The following is a 12,678-nucleotide window of genomic DNA, read 5'->3' as shown; positions in this document are numbered from 1 at the left end:
TTCCCCCCTTAAACGGATAGTTTGTTTTGGACTAAGCGAATGCTTCTAAAGCCGACATAAAAGAAGCCGATTGATAATAAGACAAGATACAACGTCACGTATTCTACTCTTAACAATAAACCGGACAGTGGACCTTCTGTGATATACATCACGAGTCCGAATGGCAGGATTAAAATCATCGCTTCGGCTATCAGCTGGATCATCGCCCGTGATTTTCGGAACGACCGCTCAATCAGGACGATGAAAAACAACAGATTGATGACGGCACAGGACATCATCAATAAGATGAAGACATCCTCGATATTCATCGAATAAAACACTTGCAACAGACTCCCATCTTTAATAAGACCGGTTGGTAATTTATGTGATTCTGGTAACAACCAATCAAACAGACCGTAACTTGCGATAACCGTCAGCCACTGCAAACCGATTAAACTCACCGTCACGAGCAGGACCGTCGTCAGCTTCGCAAAGTAGATTGACACCCGACTGCCCGGTAAAAGTAAGAGTCGATAGATATGTTTTGATTCCCCAATCCATTCACGGTACCAAATTTGCAAGGCGAGTACTAAGATATATGCGACACCAATCATCATGATGTAATCAAAAATCGAGGTCGCTGCCGCAAAAGAAAATTTTCCATACGAATTGACCGCTTCGAGTTCGGAGGCTTGGTTCATCCGCATGAACGTTTCGATGCTTCGTTCGTATAACATCGTCTTGACGACGACTGACAGTAGTTCAAGCACGATTAATGCACCGACTACGATTAAATACAATTTACTGCTCCGTTTGATTTCTTCATTCGTTAACATCAAATACTTTTTCATCGCTGATACACCTCCCGCATCCGGTCTTGGACGGATTTCCCGTGAATTTCCCGCATTTCTTCCGTATCGTGTTCATCAATGATTTGTCCGTCCTGTAAAAAAATCACACGGTCAATCAAATGCTCGACTTCGACGATTTCATGCGTCGTCATCAAGATGCCGCGCCCTTCCATATAATGACTCGAAAAAATCCAGGCAATCTGTTCTTTCGTAAACAAATCAATCCCGGCAAACGGTTCGTCCAGCAACAGATACGGCCGATCGAGGGCAAAACCGAGTAATAAATTGACCTTTGCCTGATTTCCTTTTGAGAGCTCATTAATTTTATCCGTCGACAGCAGTTTGAACGTCGCCATCAATTCATCTGCCGTCTGCTCGTTCCAGTCCGGATAATAATCGTTCATGTATGTAAGCGCATCCCCGATGGTCATATAGCTCGGCATCGTCTGGACGTCCGGCACAAAAGCGATTTTTTCGCGCGACGTCGTCCCGTCGACGATGATACTGCCGGCGTCCATCGGAATCAGACCGACGATGCCTTTAAGAATCGTCGATTTCCCTTCCCCGTTTAAACCGATTAAACACGTTAACGTATCCGGTTTGACAGAAAACGATACACCGTTCAAAACGGGACGTTTTCGTCCAAAGCGTTTTTTTAGACCATGTACCTCAAGCATCGATTTTCCCCCGTTCTTTCGTTTCGTATAGGTGTTCGATTTTCATGACGACTTCATCAAGCGGGACTTGAATCGCCTGGATTGAATGCACAAACTGTTCGACTGCTTCATTTAACAATTCCGCCCGGACCTTCGAGACAACTTCCGGATCCATCGTAATTTTACTCGGGACATTTCGTTCAGTCGTAATCAAGTGTTGTTCCTCCATTTCCTTATATGCTTTTTGAGCGGTGTTCGGATTGATTCCTAGTTGAGCAGCGATTTCGCGTCGTGAAGGAATCTCCTGACCACGTTTCAACTCTTCCGTCGCGATTCGTTCTTTAAACCACCGGATGACTTGTAGGTAGACAGGACTCCGTTGATCGAATTGCATCGGCATGTTGCCACCTCCATCGTTATACTGTATTAAAACACTAATACACCTTATGACTGTATGATACTTGTAATACAGTCACGGGTCAATAAAAAAAATCACTTCTTTTTCGAAGTGATTTTAGGGTGTAAACAAACTTGAGGAGTCGGATGGGTATGAAGGCATGTCGCGCTTCCCTGTCTTGACTCGTATTCAAAGCGGCAACATTCCGCTTTGGAATCGATTCAGACGCTACGCGCTCTAAATCTTTGCATGACTTGTCTTTCACTGCGTCACAGTTTGAAAGGCTTCGTTTTCATTGACTCCTACGGGAAAAGTACGTTTTTGTCCGTCTCGCCCGAAGAACGCATCGAAAAAGATAGACACTTTTATCTCCCACTATCACTTTGTCTACGCTAAGAAAAGGTTAGATTCGTCGTGCCAATTCATCAATCAAATCCGTCGCAACGATACTACTTGGATGGATGCGTTGTTCGATCCGCTTAGAAGCCCGTGCATACCAAGCGACTCCCATGGCGATTAAATGCTCAACCGATCCTTGATCGTGGTAGTCACGTTGGGCGAGCAGACTGGTTATCAAGCCAAATAGCGTATCGCCGCTGCCGCCTTTTGCAAGTCCACTCGATGCCCCGGAAATGACGTATCCTCCCCCGTCCGGTTTAGCGACCAAAATGACATGCAATTTCAAAACAACCGTCACTTGATGGAGCATCGCATAGTCCGACGCTGCTCCAAATAAATCATCTTGAATGTCTGCGACCGCTTTGTTCGTCATTCGGGCAAACTCACCGATATGTGGGGTTACAACGATTGGGGCTCGCCGTTCTGGATACTCTTCGCGAATCAGTGCCGCCGCATCGAGGACAACGGGAATATCTTTAGTAAAAGCCAGTTCAATCCAGTCCGCTACTTTATCCGAAGTCAGTCCCGGTCCGATTCCGACAGCCGTCACTTGATCAAGCATCGCTTGAATCGTTTCCGTCGTCTGATTGAGCACCATCGCTTCCGGCGCGTTGATTAATAATCCAATTTTTGCTGAATCGACTGTTGCGACCTGTAACTTTCCGACACCGGTTCGTAAAGCCGCCCGTGCCGCGAGTTGAATCGAACCCGGCATCGTCTCGCTTCCGCCAATCAAAAGTGCCGTGCCATAGGTCCCTTTATGTCCATCGTGTTGCCGTTCAAACAAACTGTCGATCGGTTCCTCGAACAGTTCCCATTCCGCTGCGTTCGGTAATCCGATATCGACGAGCTCGACATCTCCATAAAACGGTGCGGTCTTCAGTAAAAAGGCGGACCGTTTATAGGCGTGGAGGCAAAACGTCTGCATCGCTTGAACCGCTTCCAAAGAAAAATCGGTTGCCGCATCAGACGGTACTCCGCTTGGTACATCGATCGCATAAACGATTGCTCCTTGCTGACGCTGTTCTTTCACCAAGTCAAAGGTTTTTTCCGTCACCTCATTGATTCGTTTCGGATCAAACCCTGTTCCGAAGAGCGCATCGATAATCACATCATATTGTCCACAAGGTGGCTCTGCGACGACACCAAATTTTTCAGCATACGTTTCATGGAGCCGTGCCGTCTCCGTCTTGGTTGGACCAAGCGGAGCTTGGACCGTCACGTCATAGTCGTCTCGAATCAGCTCACGGGCGATGACGTATCCATCCCCTCCATTGTTGCCTGTCCCACAAATGATTAAAATTCGGTCCGTCTTGGTATGCCGTTGCTTCATCTCGGCCGCGACATGTTGCCCGGCCCGTTCCATCAGCACTTCGACCGGCAGCCCCGACGTCCGTGCCCATTCATCAATTTGTCTTGCTTCATTTGCATCATAGATCATTCCAATCACCTCTGTTCGTCCTATTCCCGTTTTCCACCGAACTATGCAACAAAGGCAGTCGATCCTGAAACCAAAAAAGGGATTGCCCACTTAAGTATGGCAATCCCTTTTTCTTGATTGTTTTGTTCAAAATCAACTTGTTCCCCTTCATCCTCATATGATCCTCTAGAAGAAGTTATTCTGAGTCAGACAGATTGGCAATCGGCACACCGACCATAGATTTCAAACTTATGATCTTCAACCTCAAAACCAGACGCTTTGATTGGTGACATTAATTCCATCGGGCACACGTTCAGCGTTTGCGTCTTTCCACAAGCGCGACAAATTAAATGATGATGATGTTGTCCCGACTGACAAGCAGCACGATATTTCATTTCACCGTCGAGTTCCGTCGTTTCTAAAATATTGATTTCCGCAAAGTCGTTTAAGTTACGGTAAATCGTATCGTAACTTAGCGACGGATGAGAGGTTCGTAATTCTTCCGCGATTTCTCGAGCACTGACATACCGGTTCGCTTCAAAGAGATACGCCAGTAAATCAAGCCGCTTTGGCGTCGCTTTGAATCCGGAAGCTTTCATTTGTTCACGCGCTTGTTCGATCTGTTTCTGCATGCGTTTTTCCTCCAATCCAAAATCGTTCCACTAACATCACGATGATGAGTTCAGCAACAGCAAGCATGACAATCATTCCGCCAGGTGCTAAATCGAATTGATAGGCAAGAATCAACCCGGCGACCGTCGCGACTTCACCAAAGATGATCGCAAACAAAATCGTCGTCTTGAAACTTTTTGCAAAACGAAGCGCCGCTGCGACGGGTAATGTGATTAAACTAGAGACGAGTAAAATGCCGACGACGCGCATACTGATTGCAATGACGAGCGCTACGACAATCATAAATAAGATATGCACAAGACGTAAACGAATACCCGAGACACGCGCCTGTTCTTCATCAAAGGATAAAAAAAGTAATTCCTTATAAAAAGCGATGACGAACAAGATAACGATTCCCGTCACGATTAAAATGGTATAGACATCCGTCAATGTGACAGCCGAGACCGTTCCGAACAAAAAGGACACTAAGTCCATTGAAAATCCATTCGCCAAGCTGATAAAAATTGCCCCAAGTCCCATCCCGGTCGCCATGATGATCGGAATCGCAAGTTCTTGAAAATGTTTATATTTCGCGCGCAACCAGTCAATCGTCAACGCCGCGATGACGGCCGTCACAATCCCTAAGTAAAGAGGGTTCAAACCGGATAAACTTGCGACCATTCCTGAAATCAACAGACTGAGTGCAATTCCAGCAAGTGTGACGTGAGACAAGGCATCGGCGATGAGACTCATCCGGCGTACGACGACGAACGACCCAATCAACGGGGCCGTAAACCCAATCAAGACTGCTGCGACGAGTGCGTACTGTAAAAATTTTAATGTCATAAAGGCTTCAATCACTGGACGCCCTCCCCTTCATGGATAAGCACGCGTCCCGGTACCGGGTAAAGCGAACGAATCGTCTGCTCATCAAGTTCCCAGTATTCCTTAATACCACAGTTGCAACCAAGACGTCCGTCCACGAGATGAATGACGTCCGTGACGAGCTTACTGACAAAATGAATATCATGGGTGACGAGGACAAACGTCCGCTTCTTATCACGTCGTAGTTCTTCTAAAATTTCATAAAATTCTTTGACATACCGCTGGTCGACACCGACTGTCGGTTCATCGAGAATCATCAAGTCCGGATCATTGACGAGTGCACGCGCGATAAAGACGCGTTGTTGTTGCCCCCCCGATAAATCACCGACCTTCGAGTCGCGCCGCTCCCACATACCGACTGTCTCAAGCGCCGTTTTCACTTTTTCACGATCGTGTTTCGTTACACGGCGAAATAACCCTTTTTTCGCGTACAGCCCCATTTCGACGACTTCAGCGACCGTCACAGGAAAACCGGAGTTAAACGAAGCCGCCTTTTGCGAGACATAACTGATCCGCCACCAGTCATTGAAATTCGACTGATTTTGTCCGAACAGGCGAATCGATCCTTTCGGATTCAACAGCCCAAGCATACATTTAATTAACGTCGACTTCCCGGATCCATTTTCGCCAACGATGGCGAGAAATTGTCCTTGCTCAACTGTGAATGACACATTGTTCAATACACGGCGATCCGGGTAATCGTACGTTACTTGATTAATCTCAATAATCGGTTCATTCATTTGTCTTCACTCCTTCCGTTTTTTAAAACGGAATAATTACGTCTTATCAACTTTTCCATTATAGCCCCGCTCCCTGACTGACGCAACTGATGTAACTTTTTTAAACGTTATCGTTTTTTCAGTTAGTCACAAGGTACAATAAAGAAAGATACACTCCCGTTTCTCACCGTATCGTTTCGGGAACAGTTTACTATATGTGAAAGGAGTCGGGATATCTTTGAAAAACGAATTAGCAGTCATCGACATCGGATCGAACTCGATCCGTTACGTCATCTTCCACCCAATCGATTCAGGTCGCTACATCGAAAAAATTAACGTGAAGGTGGTCGCTCGACTATCCGCTCATATCGATCAAGACGGAGCACTCGATCAAGCGGGCATCGACATCTTATCTGACACACTCCAACGGTTTCATGAAATCGGTTTGACGCATAACGTCGAAGAAACGTTCTGCGTCGCGACAGCTGCCATTCGAAATGCCACGAATCGCCAGGATATCGTTGAGACCGTTGACCAGACGACTCCATTTTCGATGCGTATCCTATCCGACGAGCAAGAAGCCTACTATGGCTATTTCGCCATCATTAACTCGACCTTCTTGACAGATGGTTATTCCGTCGATATCGGCGGCGGTTCGATGGAAGTGACGTTGATCGAAAATCGCGAGATGGTCGCCTATCACAGTTTTCCGTTCGGAGCCGTCACGTTGACACGCCAGTTCATCTCCGGTGAGACGATGACCTCAAGTGAACAAAAGAAATTGATTAAATTCTTAAAAGAGCAGTTCGCTGAAATTCCTTGGCTTAAAGAAAAAAAATTGCCGTTGATCGGTGTTGGTGGTTCTGCCCGAAACTTCGTCCGCATCCATCAGTCGACTCTCGATTATCCACTTCACGGGATCCATCAATATCAAGTCCGGACAAAAGAACTCGGAAAACTCGTTGACGAGCTTGAAGACAAGTCACCAAAACACCTTGGGAAAATTGAAGGGTTATCAAAAGATCGAGTCGATATCTTCCTACCTGCCCTGATTGCGATTCACGAACTCGCGTTACATATCGAGGCCGACCAATTCGTGATGAGTAACTACGGTTTGCGCGAAGGACTCGTCTATGAGTACGACTTACACGAAGGTAACCAACGCCGTGTTGAAAACGTCCGCGAAGAAAGTCTGTTTCAACTCGAAAGTGATTATAAAGTCAATCGCGACCGGATGAATTACCTCGGCACGCTCGCTAAATCACTATATCGTCAACTCGTCTCACTCGACATCATTCCGGAACGCGCCGCCGATTTACGATTACTTGATTCAGCGAGTCGTCTGCTTTACTGCGGACAGTATATCAATCCAGATACGCGGTCGAACCAGACCTTTTATTTATTGACGAATACGGACTTGAAAGGCATGACGCATAAAGATCGGCTTGCGCTCGCGCTCGTCAGCTCTTATTCATCGTCAAAACGGATGCAACAACTCTTGAAACCATTTAAAGATTGGTTTTCCGATAAATCAATCGAGCGGTTCGATTTGCTTGGATCACTTCTTAAGCTTGCCGATGCACTCGACGTGACGGAGCGTCGCGCCGTCGACAGTGTCGAACTGCACATTGAAAACGAGGCCCTGCTCCTGACGCTCGATACGGGTGATCATGATTATGGATTTGAAGTCGAAAAAGCCGAAAAACAAAAGAAACATCTCGAACGCGTCATCGACCAGTCGATTGAACTGCAAACGAAAGGAAGTCTTACTTCATGAAATTCGATTCTCCAGACTACTTTAATAATCGCGAAATCAGTTGGCTCCAGTTTAATGAACGTGTGCTCGGAGAAGTCTTAGATACACGAAATCCGTTGATGGAACGATTGAAGTTTTTAGGAATCTTCAGCTCCAACTTGGACGAATTTTATATGGTACGTGTCGGTGGATTAAAGGATGAGGTCCTGGCCGGGTTCAACAAGCCGGAAAACAAACAGCAGTTGACGCCGAAGCAGCAACTGCGCGCAATCGCCGCGAAAACTAAAGAGCTCGTCGAACAGCAATATGAGGCATTCAAGGAAATTAGTACTGCTTTAAAGAAAGAGTCGATTTTCTTTTTAAAGCACGAGGAATTAAACGAAGTTCAGTCCGAATATGTGAAAGCGTTTTTCCGTGATCAAGTTTTCCCTGTACTGACACCGGTCGCAGTCGATGCCTATCGCCCCTTTCCGATGTTATCATCGAAGTCGCTCAATATCGCGACTGCACTCGAAGCAGAGGATGGTTCAAAGCGGAACTTAGCGCTCGTCCAAGTCCCTGCCGTCTTACCGCGTTTCGTCGATTTACCGGTCGACGATGAAGAGACGACGGCCGTCATCTTACTCGAAGATGTCATTATCTCCTTCATCGATTCGCTCTTTAAAGGTTATCGTGTCCTGTCTGCGATGCCATTTCGCATCACGCGAAATGCCGACCTCCCGTTTCATGAAGAAGGGACACATGACATTTTAAAACTGATTGAAAAGGAATTAAAAAAACGCCGGTGGGGGGTAGGGATTCGTCTCGAGATTCAAAAAAATGCCATCAATACAGAACTACTCAACATGTTGCGCGACGTGCTCGACTTACAAGATCGCGATATTTTCGCCGTCGACGGTCCAATCGATTTAACGTTCGCTTTCGCCTTTTATAGTCAAATCGGTGTCGAGTACGACCACTTGATCTATCAAACGATCATGCCAGTCGAACCACCTGCGCTCGAACAATCGAAAAACTTATTCGATCAGATTTTACAACGCGATTATTTGTTACATCACCCGTACCATACGTTCGATCCAATCGTCCGTCTGATTGGTCAGGCAGCTAATGATCCGAACGTACTCGCAATCAAACAAACGCTTTACCGTGTCTCAGGGGATTCCCCTATCATTAAAGCTTTAAAGACAGCCGTCGAAAATGGGAAACAGGTTACCGTTCTCGTCGAGCTGAAAGCCCGGTTTGACGAAGCGAAGAACATCGAGTGGGCAAAACAACTTGAAAAAGTCGGTGCTCACGTCATCTATGGGTATAGTGACTTAAAGACGCACTCAAAGATCACCTTGATCGTCCGCCTTCAAGAAGGACGAATTCAACGCTTCGTCCATCTCGGGACGGGGAATTATAACGATTCAACGGCGAAACTCTATACCGACATCGGTCTATTGACCGTCCGCGAACAATTAGCGGAAGATGCGACAAACTTCTTCAACTGGTTATCCGGATACGGGGAACAGCCGAAATGGAATGCGATCCACACGTCCCCTAATTCGATGCTTGAAAAATTCTTATCATTGATTGATGACGAAATCAAATTTCATAAAAAACATGGCAACGGTCGAATCGTCGCGAAGATGAACAGTTTGACGGAAAAAGAAATCATCACGAAGCTCTATCAAGCATCACGTGCCGGCGTCCGCATCGAACTGATTGTCCGTGGCGTCTGTTGTCTCCGTCCACAAATAAAAGGTGTTTCAGAAAACATCAGAGTCACGTCTGTCGTCGATCGATACTTGGAGCACTCACGAATCTTTTATTTCCACCATAACGGAGAAGAACTGATTTACTGTTCGAGTGCCGACTGGATGACACGAAATATGCGCAAACGCATTGAAATCTTATTCCCGATCATCGATGAAGATCATAAAGAGTATTTGAAGGATTGCCTCGCGATGACACTGGCGGACAATATCAAAGCACGGGAACAAGGGGCGGATGGAGAATACGCTTACGTCACGCGTGGTAAACAAGCATGTGAATCGCAAATCTTGATTCAACATTATACGAACGACAAATTAAAATCAAAACCATCATTCGAAAACCCACTCGAACACAAATGGATTGCCATTGAACGAAAGGAAGATAAAATCTCGTTCGAGCCACAATCACCTCAAAAATAAATGTTGTTTAACGTCAGACATCTTCATATAATGAAAGTGTAAGCGTTTTTTTATATGAAGAAAGGACTGGAACTCATGCTACAACAAATTTTATTATCACTACTTGCCGGCATCATTTGTGGTGTCGTCTTTACCGCTCTTAAATTACCAATCCCGGCACCACCTGTCTTCCCCGCAATCGTCGGAATTTTTGGTGTCTTCCTCGGAATGAAAGTATTTCTATTCGTTGCCGATCGTTGGCCGTTTTAATGAAACAAAAAAACGTTCGCCTCATCCCTTTTTTAGGACGAGACGAACGTTTTTTTATTTCTTCAATGCTTCGGCGATGACATGATCCCAGTTCACATCATCACAAGCTGTTTTACACGTTGGTTCTACTTCACACGTCGCACATTTTCCCTTTTTCGCCTTTTTCGTAAAACGAACTAAAGAATAACCTGCGTATCCAAAGATTATCAATCCAATCAAAATATCGACAAGATGCATGTAATTCCCTCCAAGCTTATGAAAAACCGAGTAGTAGCCCTGTTTGATAAATGACGAAGGAGACACCATAGGCGACGAACAATCCATAGAGACTTGCAACCCACGTCAGCTTCGCGCTTCCGACTTCACGTCGAATGACGGCGACGGTCGCGAGACACGGAACATACAGTAATACGAATGCCATGAAACTATAGGCACTGAGTGGCGTGAACTGCCCTGACAACTGACGACCGAGTTCTGATTCATTGACGGCATAGATGATTGCCATCGTTGAAACAACGACTTCCTTCGCCAAAAATCCGGTAATTAAGGCAGCACCTGCCTGCCATGTCCCAAAGCCGATTGGAACGAGGAGCATTGCAATCACTCCACCAATCATCGCGAGAAAACTATCATTCATATTGACATCGAATCCAGCTGGTCCCGTATAAGCGAGCAACCAAATGACGACTGATCCCCCAAAGATGAACGTACCGGCTTTTCGAACAAACCCTTTTCCTTTTTGCCATGTACTCCGCCATAACGTCAACCATTGCGGTACCCGGTATGGTGGTTGTTCGACCATGAAGAGACTTGTCGCATCTTCGGCCGCTAGGATTTTTGAAAATACTTTTGCCGCAATCAGCGCAAGTACGATTCCTAAAATATAAAGTGATAAGACAATCAATGCTTGATTACTCGCAAAAAAGCTACCGGCGAATACGGCATAAATCGGCAGTCGGGCCGAGCAAGACATGAACGGTGAGATGAAAATCGTCACCAGTCGTTCCCGCTCTTCTTCGACCGAACGTGCTGCCATGATACCAGGAACGTTACAGCCGAAGCCGATGATCATCGGAATAAAACTTTTCCCGTTCAAGCCAACCATTTGCATGAAACGGTCCATGACGATCGCGACGCGGGCCATGTACCCTGAATCTTCGAGAAACGAGATGAAGAAAAACAAGACGAAGATTTGCGGGACAAACACTAATACACCACCGACCCCTGCAATGACGCCATCAATTAATAAATCTTGAATGAATCCAGATGCCCCGATTGCACTTAGTATCCATACAACACCTGCTGAGAGCGGTCCTTCGATGAAGGCCGATAAGAGGTCCGATAACGGAGAGCCGACCCAATTAAACGTGATATGAAATAATCCATACAATACGGCGAAAAAGATTGGTAACCCGAAAATCGGATGCGTAACGACTGCATCAATCCGGTCGGTCCACGATTTTTGATCCGTCTTTTCCTCGACGACAGCACTCGCTCGCATCGCGATTGCCCAGTTTCGGCGACACTCTGTAATGTGGGCATGAATGAAACGACCGAGTTGAGCTTCGAGTTGTTTTCGAATTTCGATAATTGAAGACGAACGTCGCTCCAGGTGTTCGACGAAAACACGATTCCCAGCCAAGTATTGAACAGCCATCCAGCGTTCGTTCAATTGCAGCAATGCTTGTTCCATAATTTCTGTAATCGCCTGTTCCGTTGCCTCTCCGTAGTCAATATGCAGTGGAGTAACGGCTTCTGTCTTGAGTGATGTTAATAAGACATCACAGCCGTCTCCAGTCCGAGCGACAATCGGAAATATTTCTACCCCAAGTGCCGTCGCGAGTGCCCTCGCATCAATCTGTGTTCCCCGATTAGTCGCGACGTCAATCATATTCAATCCAATTTGAAGTGGTTTTCCAATCTCAAGCAGCTGTGCCGTCAATTGCAAGTTCCGCTCTAACTGCGATGCATCGATGATATTAATCATGGCGTCGAATTGTTCTTCCATTAAAAAACGGGCGACGACCGCTTCATCGGCCGATAGCGGGTCCAAATCGTAGACGCCGGGCAAATCGACTAGCTGTCCCCGCCCACCGTGTAATTTCCCGATTTTTTTATCAACCGTTACCCCCGACCAGTTGCCGACATGGGCATATGATCCGGTCAAGCGGTTAAATAATGACGTCTTCCCCGTGTTCGGGTTACCGAGTAAAGCAATCCGTTGCGTCATGGTGAATACACCTCAATCTTTTTTGCATCGCTGCGCCGAATCGCAATCATTTGATGATGATCTCTTTGTTCTATTGTCAAAGGACCTTGAAAGCTCGCCCGTCTCTTGACGACGACTGGACAACCTTCATAAAAACCAAGCGCGAGTAAGCGTCTTCGTAATCGATCCTCGATTTTATTTAAGTTGGTCATAACAACGGGTTTGTTGATTGGAATCGTTGCTAAATCAATCATTATGGTTCCCCCATCTGATACATTTTTCATTGATAACAATTATCATTGTTGATTATAACACGTTTTTTTACAATAAAAAAAGCTGGTAGTGATTCGATGTGTGAACATCTTGTCA

General features: G+C 46.1%; 13 protein-coding genes. 3 read left to right on the top strand and 10 right to left on the bottom strand.

Annotated elements, in window-relative coordinates:
• Positions 1-8: 8 nt before the first annotated feature.
• From KNP96_RS07930 to KNP96_RS07900, 7 genes are all read right to left on the bottom strand, one after another.
• A complete protein-coding gene (locus tag KNP96_RS07930; RefSeq protein ID WP_214765411.1) occupies positions 9-830 on the bottom strand; it encodes an ABC transporter permease in 822 nt (273 codons plus the stop codon).
• Positions 827-1,507: an ATP-binding cassette domain-containing protein gene (locus KNP96_RS07925; RefSeq protein WP_088836573.1), complete on the bottom strand. Its 681-nt coding sequence runs from the start codon at positions 1,505-1,507 to the stop codon at positions 827-829. The genes KNP96_RS07930 and KNP96_RS07925 overlap by 4 nt, the downstream gene beginning before the upstream one ends.
• Positions 1,500-1,886, bottom strand: a complete 387-nt coding sequence (locus KNP96_RS07920; protein ID WP_088836572.1) for a GntR family transcriptional regulator — start codon at positions 1,884-1,886, stop codon at positions 1,500-1,502. The genes KNP96_RS07925 and KNP96_RS07920 overlap by 8 nt, the downstream gene beginning before the upstream one ends.
• Before the next feature lie 400 nt (positions 1,887-2,286).
• Positions 2,287-3,723, bottom strand: a complete 1,437-nt coding sequence (locus KNP96_RS07915; protein WP_214769967.1) for an NAD(P)H-hydrate dehydratase — start codon at positions 3,721-3,723, stop codon at positions 2,287-2,289.
• A 185-nt stretch (positions 3,724-3,908) separates the two neighbouring features.
• On the bottom strand, positions 3,909-4,334 hold the full coding sequence (locus KNP96_RS07910; protein ID WP_029332963.1) for a Fur family transcriptional regulator: 426 nt from the start codon (positions 4,332-4,334) through the stop codon (positions 3,909-3,911).
• Positions 4,306-5,175, bottom strand: a complete 870-nt coding sequence (locus KNP96_RS07905) for a metal ABC transporter permease (protein ID WP_029332962.1) — start codon at positions 5,173-5,175, stop codon at positions 4,306-4,308. Before KNP96_RS07905 ends, KNP96_RS07910 begins: the two co-directional genes overlap by 29 nt.
• Positions 5,172-5,939: a metal ABC transporter ATP-binding protein gene (locus KNP96_RS07900; RefSeq protein ID WP_214769919.1), complete on the bottom strand. Its 768-nt coding sequence runs from the start codon at positions 5,937-5,939 to the stop codon at positions 5,172-5,174. Before KNP96_RS07900 ends, KNP96_RS07905 begins: the two co-directional genes overlap by 4 nt.
• Before the next feature lie 217 nt (positions 5,940-6,156).
• Between KNP96_RS07900 and KNP96_RS07895 the strand changes: the two genes are divergently transcribed.
• From KNP96_RS07895 to KNP96_RS07885, 3 genes are all read left to right on the top strand, one after another.
• Positions 6,157-7,695, top strand: coding sequence for a Ppx/GppA phosphatase family protein (locus tag KNP96_RS07895; RefSeq protein WP_214769916.1), 1,539 nt, complete (start codon positions 6,157-6,159; stop codon positions 7,693-7,695).
• Complete coding sequence (locus KNP96_RS07890) at positions 7,692-9,851, top strand: RNA degradosome polyphosphate kinase (protein WP_088836569.1); 2,160 nt, start codon at positions 7,692-7,694, stop codon at positions 9,849-9,851. The genes KNP96_RS07895 and KNP96_RS07890 overlap by 4 nt, the downstream gene beginning before the upstream one ends.
• A 75-nt stretch (positions 9,852-9,926) precedes the next feature.
• On the top strand, positions 9,927-10,100 hold the full coding sequence (locus KNP96_RS07885) for a XapX domain-containing protein (RefSeq protein ID WP_014969827.1): 174 nt from the start codon (positions 9,927-9,929) through the stop codon (positions 10,098-10,100).
• A gap of 54 nt (positions 10,101-10,154) precedes the next feature.
• On the opposite strand, the gene KNP96_RS07880 is transcribed toward KNP96_RS07885, so the two are convergent.
• The 3 genes from KNP96_RS07880 to KNP96_RS07870 are packed head-to-tail and all read right to left on the bottom strand — an operon-like array spanning position 10,155 to position 12,563.
• On the bottom strand, positions 10,155-10,337 hold the full coding sequence (locus KNP96_RS07880; RefSeq protein WP_088836568.1) for a FeoB-associated Cys-rich membrane protein: 183 nt from the start codon (positions 10,335-10,337) through the stop codon (positions 10,155-10,157).
• Between the two features lie 16 nt (positions 10,338-10,353).
• Positions 10,354-12,330, bottom strand: a complete 1,977-nt coding sequence (gene feoB / locus KNP96_RS07875; protein ID WP_214769913.1) for a ferrous iron transport protein B — start codon at positions 12,328-12,330, stop codon at positions 10,354-10,356.
• A complete protein-coding gene (locus KNP96_RS07870; protein WP_029332956.1) occupies positions 12,327-12,563 on the bottom strand; it encodes a FeoA family protein in 237 nt (78 codons plus the stop codon). The genes feoB and KNP96_RS07870 overlap by 4 nt, the downstream gene beginning before the upstream one ends.
• Between the last annotated feature and the right edge of the window lie 115 nt (positions 12,564-12,678).

It is taken from the genome of Exiguobacterium sp. s133 (assembly GCF_018618595.1).
In the GTDB taxonomy this organism is placed as follows: Bacteria; Bacillota; Bacilli; order Exiguobacteriales; family Exiguobacteriaceae; genus Exiguobacterium_A; species Exiguobacterium_A oxidotolerans.
The sequence above is the reverse complement of the archived record's forward strand: the minus strand, read 5'-3'. Positions and strand labels throughout refer to the sequence as shown.